Origin of the sequence: Enterobacter sp. CC120223-11, assembly GCF_900215375.1 — a bacterium.
Taxonomy (GTDB): Bacteria; Pseudomonadota; Gammaproteobacteria; order Enterobacterales; family Enterobacteriaceae; genus Scandinavium.
Window position 1 is genome coordinate 126162 of the sequence record NZ_OBEF01000001.1, and the last position, 20280, is coordinate 146441.

Annotated in this window: 18 protein-coding genes; 6 read left to right on the plus strand and 12 right to left on the minus strand. The window is 56.6% G+C overall.

Features of this window, described 5'->3' with window-relative positions; translation table 11 throughout:
• Positions 1–11: 11 nt before the first annotated feature.
• A complete protein-coding gene (gene pepT, locus CRO87_RS00565) occupies positions 12–1244 on the plus strand; it encodes a peptidase T (protein WP_097160979.1) in 1233 nt (410 codons plus the stop codon).
• Here the strand turns inward: pepT and tehB are convergent.
• Together tehB and tehA are read right to left on the minus strand one after the other, a co-directional pair.
• Complete coding sequence (gene tehB, locus CRO87_RS00570) at positions 1241–1837, minus strand: tellurite resistance methyltransferase TehB (protein ID WP_097160980.1); 597 nt, start codon at positions 1835–1837, stop codon at positions 1241–1243. The genes pepT and tehB overlap by 4 nt on opposite strands.
• Positions 1837–2838, minus strand: a complete 1002-nt coding sequence (gene tehA, locus CRO87_RS00575) for a dicarboxylate transporter/tellurite-resistance protein TehA (protein WP_097160981.1) — start codon at positions 2836–2838, stop codon at positions 1837–1839. The genes tehB and tehA overlap by 1 nt, the downstream gene beginning before the upstream one ends.
• 112 nt (positions 2839–2950) lie before the next feature.
• Here tehA and ydcK point away from each other — a divergent pair, with 112 nt between their 5' ends.
• A complete protein-coding gene (gene ydcK / locus CRO87_RS00580; RefSeq protein ID WP_097160982.1) occupies positions 2951–3931 on the plus strand; it encodes a YdcK family protein in 981 nt (326 codons plus the stop codon).
• On the opposite strand, the gene rimL is transcribed toward ydcK, so the two are convergent.
• Positions 3923–4489 (minus strand): 50S ribosomal protein L7/L12-serine acetyltransferase, encoded by a 567-nt coding sequence (gene rimL, locus CRO87_RS00585; RefSeq protein ID WP_097160983.1) that lies wholly within the window; start codon positions 4487–4489, stop codon positions 3923–3925. The two genes, ydcK and rimL, sit on opposite strands and share 9 nt — an antisense overlap.
• 141 nt (positions 4490–4630) lie before the next feature.
• Here rimL and hpxO point away from each other — a divergent pair, with 141 nt between their 5' ends.
• Positions 4631–5788 carry an FAD-dependent urate hydroxylase HpxO gene (hpxO, locus tag CRO87_RS00590; RefSeq protein WP_097160984.1) on the plus strand — a complete coding sequence of 386 codons (1158 nt, stop codon included), beginning with the start codon at positions 4631–4633 and terminating at the stop codon, positions 5786–5788.
• Positions 5789–5790: 2 nt separating this feature from the next.
• Here the strand turns inward: hpxO and CRO87_RS00595 are convergent, their stop codons facing one another.
• Entirely contained in the window at positions 5791–6702 is a 912-nt protein-coding gene (locus tag CRO87_RS00595) for a LysR family transcriptional regulator (RefSeq protein WP_097160985.1), read from the minus strand.
• A 170-nt stretch (positions 6703–6872) separates the two neighbouring features.
• On the opposite strand from CRO87_RS00595, the gene CRO87_RS00600 reads away from it, so the two are divergent.
• A complete protein-coding gene (locus CRO87_RS00600) occupies positions 6873–7658 on the plus strand; it encodes an SDR family oxidoreductase (RefSeq protein ID WP_097160986.1) in 786 nt (261 codons plus the stop codon).
• A 57-nt stretch (positions 7659–7715) separates the two neighbouring features.
• On the opposite strand, the gene CRO87_RS00605 is transcribed toward CRO87_RS00600, so the two are convergent.
• From CRO87_RS00605 to CRO87_RS00635, 7 genes are all read right to left on the minus strand, one after another.
• Positions 7716–9371 carry a glucan biosynthesis protein D gene (locus CRO87_RS00605; RefSeq protein WP_097160987.1) on the minus strand — a complete coding sequence of 552 codons (1656 nt, stop codon included), beginning with the start codon at positions 9369–9371 and terminating at the stop codon, positions 7716–7718.
• Positions 9372–9580: 209 nt separating this feature from the next.
• Positions 9581–11992 carry a DUF2235 domain-containing protein gene (locus CRO87_RS00610; RefSeq protein WP_097160988.1) on the minus strand — a complete coding sequence of 804 codons (2412 nt, stop codon included), beginning with the start codon at positions 11990–11992 and terminating at the stop codon, positions 9581–9583.
• Complete coding sequence (locus CRO87_RS00615; protein WP_097160989.1) at positions 11980–12579, minus strand: DUF3304 domain-containing protein; 600 nt, start codon at positions 12577–12579, stop codon at positions 11980–11982. Before CRO87_RS00615 ends, CRO87_RS00610 begins: the two co-directional genes overlap by 13 nt.
• Positions 12580–12624: 45 nt before the next feature.
• A complete protein-coding gene (locus CRO87_RS00620; RefSeq protein ID WP_097160990.1) occupies positions 12625–13224 on the minus strand; it encodes a DUF3304 domain-containing protein in 600 nt (199 codons plus the stop codon).
• 45 nt (positions 13225–13269) lie between these two features.
• Complete coding sequence (locus tag CRO87_RS00625) at positions 13270–13866, minus strand: DUF3304 domain-containing protein (protein WP_097160991.1); 597 nt, start codon at positions 13864–13866, stop codon at positions 13270–13272.
• 248 nt (positions 13867–14114) lie between these two features.
• On the minus strand, positions 14115–14888 hold the full coding sequence (locus CRO87_RS00630; RefSeq protein ID WP_097160992.1) for an ABC transporter substrate-binding protein: 774 nt from the start codon (positions 14886–14888) through the stop codon (positions 14115–14117).
• A 12-nt stretch (positions 14889–14900) separates the two neighbouring features.
• Positions 14901–16070: a pyridoxal phosphate-dependent aminotransferase gene (locus CRO87_RS00635; RefSeq protein ID WP_097160993.1), complete on the minus strand. Its 1170-nt coding sequence runs from the start codon at positions 16068–16070 to the stop codon at positions 14901–14903.
• Between the two features lie 147 nt (positions 16071–16217).
• Here CRO87_RS00635 and CRO87_RS00640 point away from each other — a divergent pair, with 147 nt between their 5' ends.
• On the plus strand, positions 16218–17828 hold the full coding sequence (locus CRO87_RS00640; RefSeq protein WP_097160994.1) for an FAD-NAD(P)-binding protein: 1611 nt from the start codon (positions 16218–16220) through the stop codon (positions 17826–17828).
• A 46-nt stretch (positions 17829–17874) separates the two neighbouring features.
• A complete protein-coding gene (locus CRO87_RS00645; protein ID WP_097160995.1) occupies positions 17875–18738 on the plus strand; it encodes a LysR family transcriptional regulator in 864 nt (287 codons plus the stop codon).
• Here CRO87_RS00645 and CRO87_RS00650 read toward each other — a convergent pair.
• Positions 18710–20218: a carboxylesterase/lipase family protein gene (locus CRO87_RS00650; protein WP_097160996.1), complete on the minus strand. Its 1509-nt coding sequence runs from the start codon at positions 20216–20218 to the stop codon at positions 18710–18712. The genes CRO87_RS00645 and CRO87_RS00650 overlap by 29 nt on opposite strands.
• Positions 20219–20280 lie beyond the last annotated feature (62 nt).

A 20280-nucleotide genomic window follows, 5' to 3' on the forward strand; every position in this document is an offset into this window, starting at 1 on the left:
AAGGAATCACTATGTCACTGCCGCTCGCCAGTCAATTAACCCAACGCTTCTTCCGCTACCTTGCCATCACCAGTCAGAGCGACCCCAGCGCAACAACCTTGCCGACTACCGTCGGTCAGCACGAGATGGCACGTGAACTGGCGAAAGAGCTGAAACAGCTGGGTCTGGCCGATATTGAAATTGATGAGCACGCCACCGTGACCGCCGTTAAAAAAGGGAATGTCCCCGGTGCGCCGCGCGTCGGTTTTATCACCCATATCGACACCGTGGACGTCGGTCTCGCGCCGGATATTCATCCACAAATTCTGACGTTTACTGGTGAAGATCTCTGCCTCAATGCGCAGAAAGATATCTGGCTGCGCGCACAGGAGCATCCTGAAATTCTGGCCTATCCGGGCGAAGAGATTATCTTCAGCGACGGCACCAGCGTGCTCGGGGCGGATAACAAGGCTGCGGTAACCGTGGTGATGACGCTGCTGGAAAACATAAAACCTGAGCATCGCCACGGCGATATCGTGGTGGCGTTTGTCCCAGACGAAGAAGTCGGCCTGCGTGGTGCGAAAGCGCTGGATACCGAACGCCGCTTCAACGTCGATTTTGCCTGGACCATCGACTGCTGCGAACTCGGCGAGATTGTTTATGAGAACTTCAACGCGGCCGCCGCGGAAATCCGCTTTACCGGCGTCACCGCCCACCCGATGTCGGCCAAAAACGTGCTGGTCAATCCGCTGCTGATGGCGACGGACTTTATGAGCCACTTCGATCGTCTGGAAACGCCGGAACACACCGCAGGCCGCGAGGGCTATGTCTGGTTCAACGGCATGGAAGCCGTACAGAGCAACGCCGTACTGCATGCCAGCATTCGTGACTTTGATAAAGCGAGCTTTGAGCGCCGTAAACAGCAAATTGGCGAAGTAGCCGGGAAAATTGCCGCGCAGTACCCCACGGCCAAAGTGGAGTATCAGATCAGCGATACCTACAGCAACATCAGCAACGCGATTGGCGAAGATCGTCGTGCGGTAGATTTGATGTTTGAGGCGATGGAGAGTCTCGGCATCACGCCGAAACCAACGCCGATGCGCGGCGGCACCGACGGCGCGGCGCTCTCCGCCAAAGGATTACTGACCCCGAACTTCTTCACCGGCGCGCATAACTTCCACTCGAAGTTTGAATTTCTGCCGCTGAAATCGTTCGAGGCCTCGTACAACGTTGCCCTGCAACTCTGCCTGCTGGCCGCGCGTTAAGCGGGTTTGCGGGCGAGCATGGTGGCGAAGCGCAGTTTGATGCGGTTGCCGTCGGCGTCGGTACGGTGCAGTTCGCCAACGTCTTCGTTGTAGCGCTCGAACGCCCAGCCTTCGTAGTAATTTTTCAGTTCGCCCGCTTTAAAAGCAAACGGGAAGCCGACGGTGCAAGGATAATCGTCGGTGTCCATCGCCGCCACGATCAGGTTCCAGCCGCCCGGCTTCGTGCAGCGTTGCATATTGGCGATAAGTCCCGGAATGGTGTCCGCTTCGAGGAACATCATCACCACGGTGGAAAGAATAAAATCGTACTCGCCGTCAAAGCTCAGCGTATTGAGGTCTGCCTCTTTTGCGTGCAGATTCTCCAGCCCTTCCGCCTGACGAATCGTCTCCAGATTATTGATGCTCATCGCGTTTTTATCCCACGCGGTGACGTCAAAGCCGTTGGCCGCCAGGTACAGGCTATTACGCCCGCTCCCGCAACCCAAATCGAGGGTTTTGCCAGGTTGAATTTTTGTTGCCGCATGCAGCACTTCTGAATGCGTGCGGGTCAGGCCATATTTGTCGGTGAAGTAGTTCTCATCACGAAGGGTCATCAGGCATCCTTATCAGGTAATAGCGTATTGCGATCGACACGGGTCAGCAGTTTACCGCAGACCAGCAGATGCAGGGTACGAACGATCAACAACGCAATAATTGCATTGGTGAAAATAAACAGCGGCAGCGCGAGATGATGGAAAAAACCGTCCGGCGCGGCGTGGCCAAGATGCAGCCCCGTGGTGGCAAGGGCAGAAATACCAAATGAAAAACTCCAGAACGAGGCATTAAACGGCTGTGCCATAAACCAGGGCAGCAGGCGCAGCATAAACAGCAGCTGCAGCAGACCGTAGCCGAACAGCATTTTTGCCAACACATCCGCATGACCGCCGTTCACGGCAAACCAGGCGCTGCAGGCCACCAGTGCGGGTGCCAGCTGAATGCCAAGCGAGGTGCGCAGCGGCGCGGGCAATTCACCGGCGCTGCGCAAGCGCTGAAGGATAACCGGTTCCAGGCTCAGCCAGGAGAAGATCCCGGCGCCAAGAAACACCAGACCCACATCGGTATAGCCCAGCGCACCGCACGCCATCGCGCTGATAAAATTGTTCGCCACCGTCGGCAGATAGAGGCCCGGCGTTGTCGCCTCATTCGGGTGCTGCCCTCGCCATAATCCTGCGCTCTGCCACGCGGCATAGCACAGCTGCACTGCCACGCCGAAACCAAACATCACGACGGCCAGCCCCCGACACCACGGCGTCACGCCAATGGCGACCAGCATGGTCGTTGCCGGAAAAAGACTGACAAAGCTGCTGGCAAACGGGTGACGCATTTCAGTCAGCACGCTGTGGGGGAAGCGCATCAGCCGCAGCAGAAACGCCATGGTCAGCAAAACCCACAGAGCGATTGCCAGGCTCACAAACAGGTCACCAATCAGCGGCGGTACCGGCCAGATCGTGCTGGCATAACGCCACGCAAACCCCATGCCGATAATGCCGAGGACCATGCCGAAGTAGCCCGCTGGCAGATGCAGAACCTTGCGTTGTTCGGAACTCGTGTTCATTTGTGTTTAATCATTCAAAAATATTTGAAGATGCATTTTAAAGGAACCTTCTGCGCCGCGTCACGCAGATTCTTTGCTACGTTTATTTTAACGCCACAGAAAGAGAACGCCGATGAACAAGTATCGCCTCAGCGAGTCCACCCGCGCGTACAGCTATCTGGAAGATGGCGATAAGAAAAACGTTACGCTGCGGCAAATCATCGCCCTGCGCGATTTCGCTGATGTGGCCGCAGGCTCGTCTGGCGGCTGGGTCGATGCGGAATCGGCACTGAGCCAGGAAGGAAACTGCTGGATCTATGACGAAAACAGCGTGGCGTTTGCCCATGTCAGCATTACGGATAATGCGCGGATCACACAGCCCTGTACGCTTTCGCACGGTGTGATTGTTGAAGGTAATACATGGATAGACAATGCCACGCTCAGCCACCAGGCACGAATAAGTGACAACGTCACCGTTCAGTGTTCGCGCGTACGCGGCGAATGCCACCTTTTCGGTGATGCACGCATCCTCAACCAATGCGACATCATCGCCGCCATCGGCCTGACGCGCGACAATACGCAGCATCTGCAAATCTATGATCGCGCCACCGTGAGCCGGTCACGCATTGTTCACCAGGCACAGATTTACGGTGACGCCATTGTCGATCAGGCGTTCATCGAACACCGGGCGGAAGTCTTCGACAACGCGCTCTTACAGGGCAACGAGGAAAACAACGTTTGGGTGTGCGACTGTGCGAAAGTCTACGGCAGCGCCCGTGTTGTCGCGGGCAGCGGCGAGGACGCAATTCCCACCCTGCGTTACAGCTCTCAGGTAGCGGAGAACGCCGTGGTGGAAGGCAACTGCGTGCTGAAGCATCACGTGCTCGTTGGCGGGCACGCCTGGCTGCGCGGCGGCCCGATCCTGCTGGATGACAAAATCCTGATTGAAGGCCATGCACGCATCAGCGGTGACGTGGTGATTGAGCACAGGGTGGAAATCAGCGGCAACGCGGTCATCGAAGCCTACGACGGCGACACCATTCACCTGCGCGGACGCAAGGTGATCAACGGCGAGGAGCGAATCACCCGCACGCCACTGCTTGGCTCACTCTGAACCTTCATCAATAATGCGGGCGTAAATATTCTGGTCGTGATAGTGCCCGTTGAGAAACTCCGCCTGCCGCAGACAGCCTTCCAGCACAAACCCATTGCGCAGCGCCACCCGGTTGCTGCTTTGGTTTTCGACACGGCATTTGATCACAAACCGCCGGACTTCACCCTGCTGTGAGTAATAGCGAATAAAGGCCTCCAGGCAGGCGGCCAGAATGCCCTGTCCCTGGTGCGATTCGTCCAGCCAGTAGCCAATATACCCGGTCTTATTGAGCGGCTCGATGGCGTTAAACGACAGCACGCCCACCACCTCTTCGCTTTTCACAATCAGGAACATCTTGGCGTAGCCCCGCTGATGCAGCAGACGATTGCTCAGCATATTTTGCCGGGTGTCTTCTTCACTGCCGACAAACTGCGGCCAGTTCAGGGAGTGCTGTAGCCACTGGCGGTTTTTAAGAATCAGTTGGTGCAACTCTGAAACAAAAATATCATCGGCAGCCTTCAGCTTCAGCTCAGGTGAAACCTCTATCATTTCGTCCTGAAGCGGATTTTCCGGGATCATCATGGCTCCTTTTCTGGGTAAGCTTGCACTAAAACAATGCAACATTCGTTTTTTTCGGACGCCAGCCCGCCACGGGTGGCTTTACAACGACTGGCACGCATTTTGCCTTATCCCTTTGTAACCCAAAGGAGAGACAGCAAGATGAAAGCAATCGTGATTGGTGGCGGCATTGGTGGCCTCTCGGCGGCCATCGCCCTGAAGCAGTGCGGCATCTCGACCGAAGTCTATGAGGCCGTGAAACAGATTAAACCGGTTGGGGCCGCCATTTCAATCTGGCCTAACGGCGTTAAGTGCCTGAACTGGCTGGGAATGAAGGAGCAACTGCGAAAATTAGGGGGGCCGATGGAGTATATGTCCTATCGCGATTTTCGCCTGAACCAGACCATGACGCGCTTCAGCATGGAGCCGCTGGTGCAAAGCGTCGGCGAACGCCCCTGGCCCGTGGCCCGCGCAGGGTTACAGGAGATGCTGCTGGAGACTTACGGACGCGATGCCGTGCAGTTCGGCAAACGCGTGGTCAGCGTTGAATCCTTTTCCGACGGCGTACGCGCCACCTTCGAGGACGGACATACCGCAGAGGCGGATCTGCTGATTGCCGCAGACGGGGCGCACTCGACAATCCGTAGCTGGGTTATCGGTGAACAGACGGAACGCCGCTACGCGGGGTACGTAAACTGGAACGGTCTTGTGACCATTGATGAAGCTCTGGCCCCGGCAAACCAGTGGACCACCTGGGTCGGCGAAGGCAAGCGCGTCTCGCTCATGCCCGTGGCAGGAAACCGCTTCTACTTCTTCTTCGATGTGCCGCTACCAAAGGGGCTCGCTGAAGACAGGACCACGGTTCGCAGTGATTTAGCGCGTTACTTCAGCGGCTGGGCCGAACCTGTACAGAAGCTGATTGCGCAGATCGACCCTGACACCACCAACCGCATCGAAATTCACGACATCGAACCGCTTGAAACGCTGGTACGCGGCCGTGTGGCCCTGCTTGGTGATGCCGGACACAGCACCACGCCAGACATTGGCCAGGGCGGCTGCGCGGCAATGGAAGACGCGGTAGTGCTGGCGATGACGCTGCAGACGCACTCACTCGGCATTGAGGATGCCCTGCTGCGCTACCAGGAAAAACGCGCCTGGCGGGTGAAGGACCTGGTACTGAAGGCCCGCAAACGCTGCGACGTCACCCACGGAAAAGATATGCAGGAAACCCGCGCCTGGTACGACTCGCTGTGGCAGGAAAACGGCGACAAAATCCTCTCAGGCATGCGCGAAACCATCGTCGGTGGGCCGCTCGGCTAGCCTCACTCCCCGGCTTTCACAAAGTCGATAAACGCCCTCAGCGGTGGCGGCAGCAGTTTGCGTCCGGAATAGTACAGATACGGCCCCGCAAACGGCTGCCACCAGCCCTCAAGCAGCGGCACCAGCCGCCCACTGTCCAGATGCGGCTGCAGCCAGGCCTCGAACAGAGAGATCACACCGATGCCCTCCAGCGCCATCGTCACGCCTAAATCGACCGCCGTGCCGCCGCTGTAAATCAGCGGGCCGTGAGGTTCAATGTGCCGGATCTCCTCCCCACGCTGAAAGGTCCAGCGTTCGAGGTTACCTTTGGCGAAGCGCCCGCGAATGCAGGGCATTTTCAGCAGGTCATCGGGATGCTGAGGCGTGCCGTATTTTTCAAGCAAGGCGGGAGCCGCCGCCGTGGCGAATCGCTGCTCGCGCGGCCCGATCGGAATGGCAATCGTGTCCTGCTCCAGCCTCTCTTCGTAGCGGATCCCCGCATCGCACCCGGCGGCAAGAATATCCACCACGCCCGTTTCGGCGATCACCTCCACGCTGATGTCCGGGTAGCGTTGCAAAAAGCGCGTCAGCAGCGGCGCGAGAAACAGCCGCGTGGCATTCACCGGCACGTTCAGACGAAGATTCCCGGCGGGCTTATCCCTTGCTGAGGTCACTGTCTGCAACGCATTCTCCAGCTCGGCAAAAGCAGGCGCAATCCGTTCGAGTAGCTGCTTACCCTGCTCCGTCGGCGACACGCTGCGAGTTGTGCGGTGCAGCAGCCGCACGCCTAAATGGGTTTCCAGCCGCCGTACAGCATCGCTCAACCCCGAAGGACTGAGCTGTAGCAGCCGCGCGGCCTCGCGAAACCCGCCCACATGGGCCACGGCGGCAAAGGCTTTCAGATCGCCCAGCTCATCAGCTGTCCGTTTTGGCATGACTTTCTCCGTGATATCACCGGCAATTGGCACATTATATTGCTCACTGTCCGCTTTAGCGAACGGGCCGTACGCCGCTGAGAGTCTTATCACGTCCGGGAGACGCGACTAAGCTGTGACGCATCTAAGCACGCCGGACGGTTTCGGCCACGAATATCAGGAGCACATTCATGTCTCATTCAGCAAAACGTTTAGCCCTCGTCACAGGTGCCACTTCCGGAATCGGCCAGGCTTTCGCCCGCCGCCTCGCCGCTCAGGGTTATGAAGTGATCGCCGTTGGCCGTCGTCAGGACCGCCTCGACGAGCTGGCCACTGAGTTTCTTGCCGGGCAAATTCGCCCCGTTACAGCAGATTTAACTCGTTTTGAAGACGTGGAGCGTCTGAGTGAAATCTGCCGCCAGGAGCCTCTCTCACTCCTGATTAACAACGCGGGCGTCTCGCACTATATGGGCTTTATTGACCTCCCTGTCGAAAAAGCCAGTGAGCTGCTTCAGGTGAAAATTGTCGCCCCGACGCTGCTGGCTCGCAACGCCGCCCCAGGCATGGTGGAACGTAAAAACGGTACCATCATCAACGTGGCTGGCATGCTGGGCTTCGGTGCCACCGCCCCGCTTGGTAAGGCTGCTGGACGCGCGACCTATGTGGCTTCGCTGTCTCATCTGATTTCGCTGTCGCTTGCGCTCAGTGAAGAACTTAGGCCAGAAGGATTGCGGGTGCAGGTTCTTTGCCCTGGCGTGGTCGCCACCGAGTTTCACACCCGTCAGGGCATGGATTTAAGCGCCATTCCGCGCATGAGCGCCGATGACGTCGTTAGCGCCAGCCTGAAATCACTGGCAATGGATGAAGTGGTTTGTGCACCGGGCGTGGAGGATGTCACGCTGATTGAACGCGCGTTAAATGCGAATTTGCAGGCGTTTGGCGGGCAGTCACCGAATCTGGCGGGGCGTTATTTGTAAGTAGATTACCTGGCATGTAAAAAAAACGGGCCCGCATAGTACGGGCCCGTTTCGGTGTTATTTCATCACGCGGTCATCGACGTAATTACGCTTGTCCGGCGCCGGTGGGAAATACTGATACAGCCAGGTTTCGCTGACCGCATCGCCCTGACAGCGCAGGAACATGCGCATGTCCACCGGGTCGGTGGAGTCGTTGGTCGGGTACCAGTCGAACAGAATGCGGTAGCCGTCGAACGGTTCGACGTAGAGAATTTCGACCTGCTTCGCTTCACCGTTAGAAAGCGTAATAACCGGTTCGATACCTTTCGGTGCTGCGGCTTTCAGATCGCCGCCAACAAAGTCGATGGCAAAGCGACGCGCCCATTTTTCCGGATAGTGCTCGCCCGGAGCCCATCCTTCCGGGAAGCCGCCCATACCGGTACGGGTTGCCATGACTCGCGCCAGCGGGGAACGCACCGGAGGCTGCGCGGCCCAATAGAGACGATATTTGAAGCCCAGCTCATCGCCCGCCTTCATCGGCTTTTTCGGCTGCCAGAAGCAGACGATGTTATCCAGCGTTTCGCCGGTGGTCGGGATCTCCATCAGCGACACGGCCCCTTCGCCCCACTGGCTGCGCGGTTCTACCCACAGACTTGGGCGCTTGTTGTACCAGCCCATCACGTCCTGATAGTGCGAGAAATCGCGGTCAAGCTGCAGCAGGCCAAAGCCGCGCGGGTTTTTGTCCTGATAGGCGTTGAACTGTAATTTTTGCGGGTTGTTCAGCGGGCGGCAGATCCACTCGCCGTTGCCACGCCACATCGCCAGACGGTCGGAGTCGTGAATTTGCGGGTGGATGGTGTCGCACATACGGCGTTCGTTGTTGCCGCAGCTGAACATGCTGGTCATCGGCGCGATGCCGAGCTGTTTAATGTCCTTGCGCGCAAAGAGGTGGTTTTCCACATCCATGATTACCTGGGTTTCCTGGCAGTTCACGGTGAACTTGTAGGCACCGGAAATGCTTGGGCTGTCCAGCAGCGCATAAACGGTAAACACCGTGGCGCCAGGCTTGACGGTTTCAAACCAGAAAGAGGTGAAATCAGGAAACTCTTCGAGGCTGTCGGTGTAAGTATCGATAGCCAGGCCACGCGCGGACAAGCCGTACTGATAGGTGCTGTCTACCGCGCGGAAGTAGCTCGCGCCGAGCCATGACACGATATCGCGACGCGCCAGTTCAGGCGCCTTAAAGGTGCGGAAACCGGCAAAACCGAGATCCGTTTGCCCTTCCAGCTGTTTGGTGTCCACGCCCGCGTCGTTGTATTTGAACAGCTCCGGACGGAAGTGGATTTCGCGCGCCTGCTGCGTTGCAGAATCCAGCGAGAACATACGCACGCGACGGCGGAAGCCCATCCCGACGTGGAAGAACTGAATATCGAGCTGACGATCGGGAATGTTGTTCCACAGCGACTGGCTCGCATCGTACTGAATGGCGTTGTAGGCCTGCGGTGTCAGTTCTGCCAGCGTTTTCGGCAGGTCTTTCGGCTTGCCGCCCCACGGCTGGCTGGCAATATCGCGGGCCATGGATTGTAAAACGGAGAAATCAAAGCGGCGCGTCTGCCCGTCGGCAATGGCCGAATCGTCGGCTAACGCGGCTTTAGAAAACAGGGAGGCAACGCCGGTTGTCGCGCTCACCGCGGCGACAGCCATGGAGGATTTGATAAAGTGTCTGCGGTTCATGCCTGAGTCAGCGTCCTTATGAGTATCGACTTCGCTAAGATGCGCCCACTCTAGACAAAAAACGCTGATAATCCAATTGTTGCCCGCGCAAAATCCGCGCAAACCGGGAAATAAATTATTGCGATCGGAAGTGCCTGATTCCGGGTGTAAATGTATGTATAAAACGTGGGCAGAAGACTGCATACGAAGCCTTCTTCTGCCACTGACCTTTACTGCGTAGATTGCGCCCACATTTCCTGAACCAACGCCATTTTGCGCTCCCAATCCTGCTGTTGCGCATTCTGACACTCGGCCTGAACGGAGGCTGGGTGCTGAACGCACACGATCTGCCGCGATTTGTCCTGCAATATGTCCTGCTGCTGTTCGTTTTCAGCGCTGACCACCGTGATGGTTTCATGGGCTGCCGATGCCTTAGCCAGGGGTTGATCCTCAGAGAACCGTTTTATAGTGAAGCGGACATCCTGGACTGACACCGGCGCCGCGAGCCCGGCGACGTAACCCAGCATCGCCAGGGGCTTCACTTTTTTACTCATGGCTTCACCAAAGTAGATCATCCAATACAGGAAATAGCTCCCCCATGGCTCCCGGCTGCCTATCGCGTTGTGCATAAACCAGGCCCGGGAATCATGAATCTGATCGTCAAACAGCGCACGCGTCAGCCCGGAAGCTTCGCTGGCGTTGCTCTGTTCCCCCTGCGGAGGGAAAAGTATTGCCACCCGTTGGTCTCCATCCTGCTTTATGCGCCTGAACTCCACGGGGACGTCATCCTGGTTAAAGGCGTAGACAAAACCTTTAAACCAGTCCATCACCCTGTAGGTCGTGCTTTTCGCCTGGCTGCGGGGCTGTTCGTGGTAATCCTCTTTGAATTCGATTGCCGCCTGCAGGAGCTGAGTTTGACCTAGCGCCGCATCAAAATCTTTTACTCCAGCAGGGAGCAGGACGAATGGAGCCTCGCGGGGATGCCTTGCAAGCTCATGTAAACGCGCTTTTCTGACCTCCTCCTGCGCTTTGTCACGTACTCTTTCACGGGCCATTCTGATGCGAGGATCGTTGTCCTGATCCTGATTATTGAGTGCCGCATCATGGTAAAAGCCCTGAGTGCGGAAGCTACCGCCGGCATAGCGATTGATGCGCCAGGCGGTAATCCAGCCGATCTGGTTTTCCAGGGCCTGAATGATATTGACGGGGGCGCGGACAGGGCTAAATTGGGCGGCCTGCTCGTCGCTGATGGGGCCGGAGTCAGGAATGTTTAGGGTGAGTTTGCGCCAGTTGTTGAAGCGCTGGACAGTAACAGGTCCTACATCAAATTCATGACCTAGTTCTACAGGCATGATGCGCCAGGAGTCTTTTTTAAGATCGTTTGGCAACGCTTTTTCTAACACCTTCAATGGGGCCCCAACAGCAAATGCAGCAGCATACATCTCATTCAATGGAATCTGCGACATCAATAGCCGATCGTTACTTCCGCTGGCTTTCCCCTGCTCTCCGGGTGGATAACCACCGCCAAGATCCGAATGCACACCTGGGTACACGACCTCAACGCTGTTAGCCGGATATCGCCCATCTGCCCGGCAAATCGAGTCCAGCGGGAAACAGAGCCTCTGCTCGTGCGAGGAGACCAGATGCACGCAGCGTTTAACCAGCCCGTTGTCCGGTAGCTCCATGGTGCCGTCTGCCCAGCTCATATGCCCTTCTGCCACCGGGGCCATATGCGCCACCCCAACGGAGGCAACGGTATCGAACAGCCCAAGGAATTCAACGCTGAGCGGAATATCGCCAGCCGTAGACGACAGGCAAAGCGGCTGCGCCTCGCCTCTGTTTTCAGGCTCGGGCATCAGCTCGCTGAGCCAGTTGACAAACGCCCGGGCCGTAGCCGCCCCACGCGAGAAGCCATACACGTAAAGCTTGATCCCCAGCAGCTTCGGATGCCCCGGAAAAGGCTGCTCCAGCGCGGGCTTAAGCTCCTTATTCAGATTATCGAGCAGGCGTCGAAACTCCTGACGCCTGGCGTACTGACCGATAAGTTTGGGATCGGCGACCGTGGTTGCCATGGCTTTTATCGATTGCCAGTTTTCAACATCGCTGAGCTTTCCCTTCCCCAGGGTACGACGCAAAGCGTCTATCAGACGTAACAGTCCCCAGTTGATGCGATCCTCGCCATATGTTGCGAAAGCCAGGCCATCGGCGCTGAAATCCAGATCCATAATCTCCGGGAAAGGCGTGCCCACGCCGGGAATATAGTATTTGTAATACTGATTTCCCGCCGATCCCTCCACGTCAACCAGCCACTGGTTATTGTCGCCAGTGCCAGCGGCATAGCCCTGGCCAATGCTGGCACGAAACAGACGGGCAATATTGGTCGGGTGTTTGGGGTCTGCCGTATAGAGGTCATGATTAAGATTGTTCCCGGTACCGTCAAAAAACAGGCTGATATGCAGGGTCTTACAGCAGGGGCGGGACACCCGCCGCCCTGCTGCCGCACAAAGCGCATCGTGGTGCGCCCTCTCCAGACTCTCCTGCTGGTAACAGTTTTGCCCAATCAGAACGGACTGAGAGGGTAACCTTCCCTTTTCAGGAAACTGTGGTGGAAACCAGGCTAGATCGGGGGTTACTGTGGACATACGCTGGGTTTCTCCATATGCACGGGGTCTTTAATTGGGTAATCAGGGCTGCCATAGTCGGCACAGCTGGTCGTGACTTTAATCTGATCGCAGGGAAGAAAATGGACGGTAATACCGCAGGTTTTCTGTCCCGTGTAGTCTGGTACAGAAACAAGACGTGAATGCCTTTTGCTAAATGCTTTTATCCTGCTATACCATTCTTCTTTCTGATCGGAATACTCCTGCCATGCATGATATCTGGCATTTTCATCCATATTTTTTGTATCTGGTTCATCAGGTTCAGGGATCTCCGGCACATCACTGGCGAAAGCCACCCCGGTTTCCCATTCCACTTTTACCTTCAGATCCGGCGTCCAGACCGCCGGGGCGCCATAGCTTCCGCCTCCGCCTCCGCCCTGATACGGGCCAATAATATCGACGGCGTTCTGCCCGTCGACGCTGAAATGATTAATTGCCCAACTGGTGTGGTTGATGGCTTCAATCGGCCCGGCACCGCCTCCGCTAACGGGCATTTTTATTTGTTCGGGCCTGTCGCAACCGCTGAGTATCAGCGAAAGCCCTAAGAACGCACACGGCATATATTTCATCTGAATTTCCTTTTCTTACTGAACTCAATTATCGACGCGGCAGTATCACTTCGGACATACGCTGGGTTTCTCCATGTGTACGGGGTCTTTGATCGGATAATCAGGACTGCCATAGTCGGCACAGCTGGTAGTGACTTTAATCTGATCGCAGGGAAGAAAATGGACGGTAATACCGCAGGTTTTTTGCCCGGTATAGTCGGGAACAGGAACGATAAGGGAATGCTGTTTACTGTATTCCCTTATTTTTTGCCGCCATTCCCGGCGTTTTACTGCATATTCCTCCCAAACTTGATACCTTGCATTTTCATCCAAGTTTTTGGTGTTCGGCTCTTCAGGTTCAGGTATTTCCGGTACATCACTGGCAAAAGCCACCCCGGTTTCCCATTCCACTTTTACTTTCAGGTCCGGCGTCCAGACCGCCGGAGCGCCATAGCTCCCGCCGCCGCCGCCGCCCTGATACGGCCCAATAATATCGACGGCATTCTGCCCGTCGACGCTGAAATGGTTAATTGCCCAGCTGGTGTGGTTGATGGCTTCAATCGGCCCGCCACCACCACCGCTAACGGGCATTTTTGCTTGTTCAGGCCTGTCACAACCGCTGAGAATCAGCGAAAGCCCTAAGAACGCACACGGCATATATTTCATCTGAATGTCCTTTTCTTACTGAACTCAATTATCGACGCGGCAATATCACCTCGGACATATGCTGGGTTTCTCCATATGTACAGGGTCTTTAATCGGGTAATCAGAACTACCATAGTCGGCACAGCTGGTAGTGACTTTAATCTGGTCACAGGGAAGGAAATGGACGGTAATGCCACAGGTTTTCTGTCCTGTGTAGTCTGGTACAGAAACAATGCGGGAATGATTTTTACTGAACGCCTTTATTTTGCTATACCACTCATCATATTTTTTTGAATATTCTGACCAAGCTTGATGATAGTTTTGCTCATTCATACCATCTGTATTTGGTCTCTTGGGTTCAGGTATTTCAGGAACATCATCTGCAAAAGCCACCCCGGTTTCCCATTCCACTTTTACCTTCAGATCCGGCGTCCAGACCGCCGGGGCGCCATAGCTTCCGCCTCCGCCACCGCCCTGATACGGGCCAATAATATCGAGAGCGTTCTGCCCGTCGACGCTGAAATGGTTAATTGCCCAGCTGGTGTGGTTGATGGCTTCAATAGGCCCGGCACCGCCTCCGCTAACGGGCGTTTTTACTTGTTCAGGCCTGTCACAACCACCAAGAAGCAAAACGAAGAGAAAAACACAATTGCGAAAATCCATACGCATGTCCCTGCCTGACCAGAAAAATCCGTTTTAACCCCAAAAAGCCCTGGGCCGCCTGTCTACCCTGAATGCTGATTTATTATCCAGAAGATGAGTAACCATACTTTTATCACTGCAAAATGAAAACTGTTATTCCATAACTAAAATCTGATTTTTACTTTAACTGTTAGTGGGTTAATTAACAGCAGATATAAAAAAGCCCCGGAAGCGACATCACTCCCGGGGCCAAAGACGTCTTCTCGTTATTATTTTACCGCTACGTCGATACCGGGGAAGTATTTCGCCGCAAGCGTGGTAATGGTGCCGTCAGCACGGACTTTGTCGATGGCGGCGTCGAGCTGTTTCTTCTGCTCTGCATCGCCTTTACGCAGGCCAAAGCCAATCCCGCTGCCGAGGATAGTGTCGTCCGCCACCGGTTTGCCGATAAAGCCAAAACCTTTGCCCTGCGGCTTGCTGAGGAATCCGGCCTGGCCCGCCGCAGACATCACTAAACTTGCGTCGATCCGCCCGTTCAGCAAATCCGCCCACGCCATATTCTGATCTTTATAAGACACTACGGTGACGCCGTGCTTTTCCCAGTGCTCTTTGGCGTAAGTTTCCTGAATGGATCCCTGCAGCACGCCGATGCTTTTGCCTTTCAGACCTTCCGGCGTCGCCTGCATGCCGCTGCCCTCTTTCCCGACTAACTGGGAAGGAATACGGTAGATAGGCTGGGTGAAATCAATGCTTTTGCGCCGCTGTTCGGTGATGTTCATCGCCGAGTTTATGGCGTCGAACTTCTTCGCCACAAGGCCCGGGATCAGCGAATCAAATGAACTTTCCACCCAGCTGCATTTCAGCTGTGCCGCTTTGCAGATGGCGTTACCCAGATCGATATCAAAGCCCTGCAGTTCGCCCGCAGAGTTACGGCTTTCAAACGGTGGATACTCCGCCTCTACGCCGAAACGCAGCTCGCCTGCCGCAAAAGAAGAAACAGAACAGAACAGGCCGAAGCCCGCAATCAGTGCTTTTACTTTCATCGCCAACGCCCCTTAACGTGGTTTTACCTGACACAGGGCCGCAGCGCCTGCCCGTAAAGTTGCCTCATCTTTGGCAAAAGAGAGGCGGATCAGTTTGTTATCCGTGCCATCGGTGTAGAACGCCGACAGCGGGATCGTCGCCACGCCGTGGTCGACAATCAGCCGTTGCACCATTTCGCTGTCGCGCTCATCGCTGAAGGCGCTGTAGTCCGCCAGCAGGAAGAACGAGCCCTGGCTCGGCAGCAGCTTAAACGGCGATTCCGCCAGCAGCGACTGCAGCAGATCGCGCTTGCGCTGATAAAACGCCGCCAGCGACAGCCAGGTTTGCGGGTCCGTCATGTGCTCGGCAAACGCGTACTGCATCGGAGTATCGGCCGAGAACATCAAAAATTGATGCACTTTGCAGATTTCATCCATCAATTCCGCCGGAGCCACACAATACCCCACGCGCCAGCCGGTGACGTGATAGGTTTTTCCGAAGGATGAAACAATCACGCTGCGCTCGGCAAGCTGCGGATGCGTTGCCATGCCGTGATGCGGCTGGCCGTCAAACACCACGTGTTCGTAGACTTCGTCAGACAAAATCACGATATCGGTGTTGCGGGTCAGCGCCGCCAGCTGTTGCAGATCGTTGGCATCGAACACTTTTCCGCTCGGGTTATGCGGCGTGTTGATGATAATCATGCGCGTGCGTGGCGTAATAGCCGCGCGGACTTCATCCCAATTGACGGTGAAATCCGGCACCGTCAGCTTGATGGCCACCGGCGTTGCGCCCTGCAAACGCACAATCGGCGCGTAGCTGTCGAACGACGGTTCAAAATAGATAACTTCATCGCCCGGATGCACCAGCCCGCTGATCGCGGAATAGAGCCCTTCGCTGGCGCTCGCGGTGATCAGCACTTCGCTGTCGGCGTCGTAGCGCGTGCCGTAGAGATCGGCAATTTTTTCCGCGATGCGGGTTTTCAGCGCATGCAGGCCGGTCATTGGCGCGTACTGGTTATGCCCCGCTTCCATCGCACGGGTCACGCCCTGCACCAGTCGCGGATCGCAGGCAAAGTTCGGCGCGCCCTGGGAAAGGTTGATGGCGTTATGCTGTGCGGAGAGCTGGCCAATCACGGTAAAGATGGTGGTGCCCACGTCGGGCAGCTTGGTGCGGGTTTTCACCGGAGAACGCAGAGTCATCGCCAATCCTTTCTCAGAAAATATGCATAACTATTCAATCGAAAGCCCTCCGCGCCGACAATCGAATTGTTGTCATACTAGCCATGAGAAAATTGCATAGCTGCATTCCCGCACTACACTTGAGGCAGACAACTCAGGTGAAAATCCATGAAGAAAATCGCCATTATCGGCACCGGCCCGACCGGCATTTACACCTTCTTTTCGCTCTACGGGAACAATACGCCCGTCGCCATTTCGCTGTTTGAACGCGCCGACGAGGCGGGCGTCGGGATGCCCTACGCCGATGAAGACAACTCGCGCCTGATGCTGGCGAACATTGCCAGCATTGAAATCCCCCCGCTGTTTGAAACCTATCTGGCGTGGCTGAAGCGCCAGCCGGAAAGCTACCTGATGCGCTACGGCGCAGATCCTGCCACCCTGCACGACCGGCAGTTTTTGCCGCGTATTCTTCTCGGCGACTACTATCGCGCGCAGTTTCTTACCCTGATGGAAAAGGCAAAAGAGAGGGGTTATCAGGTTAGCGTGCATGAATCCTGCGAAGTGACCGACCTGCAGGTGGCGGAATCAGGCATTCAGCTGTGGGTAAACAATGCCGCTGTAGCTGACAGGTTCGATCTTGCCGTCATCGCTACCGGGCACGTCTGGCCGGATGACGAAGAGGCCACCCGTTCATATTTCCCGAGTCCATGGTCCGGGCTGCTCGAGGCGAGCATTCCTGCGGGCCGCGTCGGCATTATGGGGCTTTCCCTGAGCGCCATTGATGCGGCGATGGCCGTTGTCGCGCAGCACGGCACATTCGATGAAACGGATGAACACAGTGTCACTTTTACGCTCGATGAAAACAGCGCTGCGCTGAGCCTGACGCTGATGTCGCGATCCGGCCTTCTGCCCGAGGCAGATTTTTACTGCCCTCTCCCTTATGAACCGCTGCAAATAGCGACGGAGCAGGCCGTAGCAAAGGAAGTTGCCGCGGGTTCTCAGGGGTTACTCGATCGTATTTTTGCGCTGATGGTGAGAGAAATAGCGCTTGTCGACCCGAAGTGGAGCGAACAAATTGGGCTACATCAGCTGACCGCCGATACCTTTCCCGACGCCTGGTTTGCCGACAGGCAGCAAAACAATCCTTTTGCATGGGCGCACGAGAATCTGCAGGAAGTCGAGCGCAACAAGCGGGAGCGGCACACGGTGCCCTGGCGCTATGCCGTCCTGCGCATGCATGAGGTGGTTGAGGATGCGGTGGCACATTTCGATGAAGGTGACCGGCAGCGTTTTAGCGAAGGTCTGGCGCGGGTTTTCATCGATAACTACACCGCGATTCCTTCGGAGTCTATCCGCCGTCTGCTGGCCCTGCGGGAAGCGGGGATCCTGACGATTCAGACACTTGGGCAGGACTATTCGCTGCAGAGAATGGCAGACAGAACCCATATTTGCGGGCAAAACGGCGAGCTGATATTCGACACGTTCATTGACGCTCGCGGGCAAAAGCCGCTGAAAATAAAAGCTTTACCCTTCCCGCGCCTTCGTCAGCAGATGGCCGTCACCGGGGATGATTTCCCGCAGGTGGCGGAGGATTACACATTGCTGGCGCCCGAAACGCTGCGCGGTCGGATCGCGTTTGCCGCCCTGCCTTATCTGATGCACGACCAACCCTTCATCCAGGGGATAACCGTCTGCGCAGAGATCGGCGAATGCATCGCACAAGCCGTCACTGGCCCGGCCAGTCGCCTGCGCCGACGCCTGCCGTTTATTGAGCGTTAACGCTATGTCATACTCGCCATGACCAAATTGCATAGCTGGAGTCAGCATGTCCCGTAGACAGTTGCCTTTGAACGCCATCGAAACCTTTCTGGTGACGGCCCGTCATCTCAACCTGACCCATGCGGCAAAAGAGCTGTGCCTGACCCAGGGCGCGGTAAGCCGCAAGATTGCGACGCTAGAGGCGTGGTTTGGCTTCCCGCTGTTTGAGCGTCTGGCTCGCGGCCTGCGCCTGTCGCCCCAGGGCAGCGCACTCTACCCGGAGCTGATGACGTCCTTCAACCAGATGGTTATGGTGGCCGAACAGGCGCGCCAGCAGCAGACTGTGGTCAGGCTGAAAGCCCCGACCTGTGCGATGCGCTGGCTGGTGCCGCGGCTGGTTGAAATTGAACAGCGCTTTCCAGAGATGCAGATTGCGCTGACCACCACCACCGAACATTCCGTCAATTTCAAAACCGAGCCGTTTGATGCGGCGATCGTCTTTGGCACCCATATGAATGCGGGAGATTTGCTGTTTGAAGAGTCGCTGACGCCGGTCGTCAGCCACCGTCTGGCAGACAACAGGCAGTTTGCCGGAATGACATTCCTCCATCCGACGCGCGATAAAACCGACTGGTCGCTGTGGCTCGCCAGACTGCCGGAACCGCTGCCGTCTGCGATGCAAAAAAATCAACACTTCGACACTATGGACCTCGCCATCACCGCTGCGGTGCAGGGTTTTGGCGTGGCGATTGCTGACGAGACGCTCGTTCAGGAAGATTTGCTGAGCGGCAGGCTGGTGCGACCTTATGCACTGAGCGTAAAAACCGGGGCCAGCTACCGGCTGGTGGTGCGGGAGGTGTCAGCCAAAGCCATCGGGCTGACACAGTTTCGCGACGGGCTGCTTAATCCAGCGTCACATGATGGCGCATAACGCGGCGGAAAAGCGCCAGCCGCGCCCGCATAAAGCGGTTTTCCACCCTGAATCCTCTATGTTTGTTGAGCCCTATCCGCAGTAATCTGTCGCGGCCTTTTATTGCGGCAGGCCAGCGCAGCGGACCGTGCAGCGTATCATTGGCCACGCTTGCATCACGGGCGAAGCTTACCCAGTAGTCCGCCACCAGCTTCGCAAACGCCAGGTCATGCTCATTTACGTACTGCCGCGCGGGTTCGGTGAGCGTCAGCGTATCAAAGACATAGGGCACTTCGTTGCCGTGCCATGCGCCGTTTTTGTAGGTGTCATGTTCCGCCTGCGCGACATAATCGAACCAGTAACGCCAGCACGGCTGCCCGATGCGCTGCTGCGCCTGCATCACCACAAACCCGAGCGTGGTGAAGGCCATATCGCGGCACACCTGGCGGCCAAGTTCCTCATCACCCTTCACGCCTGGATAGAGCAGTTTTATCAGCCCCAGGCCTAAACGACGCTCCCGGCGCAGCTTCTGGATTTGCTCAGCCAGATCGACGCCAAACACCGCCATCACGCTCGCTTCATCGCTGTTTGAACCAATCATGAGCGGCACCGGGTGCTGACGCGCCGTGAAGAAGGTTTCCAGCATCGGTTCGGGCAAAACGGCATCGCCACAGACGGGCACCGGCCCGGGCTTTAACGCACCTTCCAGCGGCCAGAAGGCGTCGGCGGGAATTTCGCGGAGCTGTTCGGCCGTGGCGTTTTGAAGTCCGAAATGGGCGGCAATGGCTTCACCCTGGGCCAGCGCCTTGTCGACAGGCGTGTCCGGGAGCGTGTAGCCGCTCTGAATAATTGCCTTATGGAATAAGCCGTTAGCTTTTGGTGAAGCCAGTAACGAGAGCACGCTGCGAGCGCCAGCGGATTCACCAAACAGCGTGACGTTGTCACGATCTCCACCAAAGGTTTCGATGTTTTCTTGTACCCATTTCAGGGCAGCAATCTGATCGAGCAGAGCAAAATTGCAGATGCGCTCGCCCTCTTCACCGTCCAGCGCCGGGTGTGCAAAGCAGCCGAGATGCCCGAGCCGGTAGTTGATGGTCACCACCACCACACCGCGCTGTGCCAGCTGTTTTCCGTCGTAGGGCGGCAAACTGCCTGCCCCAATCGTATACCCGCCGCCGTGCAGCCAGACCATGACCGGCAGAGGCTGCGCGTGGGTGGCTGGCGCCCAGACGTTCAGATAAAGGCAATCTTCAGAAAAACGGCCCGGATCGCCGCCGCCAAGTTCAAGGCAGTAATCAATATTTTGCCAGCTTGCCGCAGAAAAGTGCTGAGCTTCACGCACGCCCTCCCAGGGCGTAACGGGCTGCGGGGAACGCCAGCGCAGAGCACCAACGGGCGGGGCCGCGAACGGTATGCCGCGATAGACATGAAGATTGTCGTCGGTTGAACCCAGCAGGGATCCCTGCCGGGTATGGGCCAGCGGTGTTGCAGGATGATGCATTGTTCTCTCCCTTTACGTGCATTCATCCCAGTGTATGCGGGTTGGCGCGCCGTTAGCAACGC

Excerpts from the sequence above, each read along its gene's own strand:
- pepT (WP_097160979.1), top strand. The coding sequence starts at position 12 with ATGTCACTGCCGCTCGCCAGTCAATTAACCCAACGCTTCTTCCGCTAC.
- tehB (WP_097160980.1), bottom strand. The coding sequence starts at position 1,837 with ATGACCCTTCGTGATGAGAACTACTTCACCGACAAATATGGCCTGACC.
- tehA (WP_097160981.1), bottom strand. The coding sequence starts at position 2,838 with ATGAACACGAGTTCCGAACAACGCAAGGTTCTGCATCTGCCAGCGGGC.
- ydcK (WP_097160982.1), top strand. The coding sequence starts at position 2,951 with ATGAACAAGTATCGCCTCAGCGAGTCCACCCGCGCGTACAGCTATCTG.
- rimL (WP_097160983.1), bottom strand. The coding sequence starts at position 4,489 with ATGATCCCGGAAAATCCGCTTCAGGACGAAATGATAGAGGTTTCACCT.
- hpxO (WP_097160984.1), top strand. The coding sequence starts at position 4,631 with ATGAAAGCAATCGTGATTGGTGGCGGCATTGGTGGCCTCTCGGCGGCC.
- CRO87_RS00595 (WP_097160985.1), bottom strand. The coding sequence starts at position 6,702 with ATGCCAAAACGGACAGCTGATGAGCTGGGCGATCTGAAAGCCTTTGCC.
- CRO87_RS00600 (WP_097160986.1), top strand. The coding sequence starts at position 6,873 with ATGTCTCATTCAGCAAAACGTTTAGCCCTCGTCACAGGTGCCACTTCC.
- CRO87_RS00605 (WP_097160987.1), bottom strand. The coding sequence starts at position 9,371 with ATGAACCGCAGACACTTTATCAAATCCTCCATGGCTGTCGCCGCGGTG.
- CRO87_RS00610 (WP_097160988.1), bottom strand. The coding sequence starts at position 11,992 with ATGTCCACAGTAACCCCCGATCTAGCCTGGTTTCCACCACAGTTTCCT.
- CRO87_RS00615 (WP_097160989.1), bottom strand. The coding sequence starts at position 12,579 with ATGAAATATATGCCGTGTGCGTTCTTAGGGCTTTCGCTGATACTCAGC.
- CRO87_RS00620 (WP_097160990.1), bottom strand. The coding sequence starts at position 13,224 with ATGAAATATATGCCGTGTGCGTTCTTAGGGCTTTCGCTGATTCTCAGC.
- CRO87_RS00625 (WP_097160991.1), bottom strand. The coding sequence starts at position 13,866 with ATGGATTTTCGCAATTGTGTTTTTCTCTTCGTTTTGCTTCTTGGTGGT.
- CRO87_RS00630 (WP_097160992.1), bottom strand. The coding sequence starts at position 14,888 with ATGAAAGTAAAAGCACTGATTGCGGGCTTCGGCCTGTTCTGTTCTGTT.
- CRO87_RS00635 (WP_097160993.1), bottom strand. The coding sequence starts at position 16,070 with ATGACTCTGCGTTCTCCGGTGAAAACCCGCACCAAGCTGCCCGACGTG.
- CRO87_RS00640 (WP_097160994.1), top strand. The coding sequence starts at position 16,218 with ATGAAGAAAATCGCCATTATCGGCACCGGCCCGACCGGCATTTACACC.
- CRO87_RS00645 (WP_097160995.1), top strand. The coding sequence starts at position 17,875 with ATGTCCCGTAGACAGTTGCCTTTGAACGCCATCGAAACCTTTCTGGTG.
- CRO87_RS00650 (WP_097160996.1), bottom strand. The coding sequence starts at position 20,218 with ATGCATCATCCTGCAACACCGCTGGCCCATACCCGGCAGGGATCCCTG.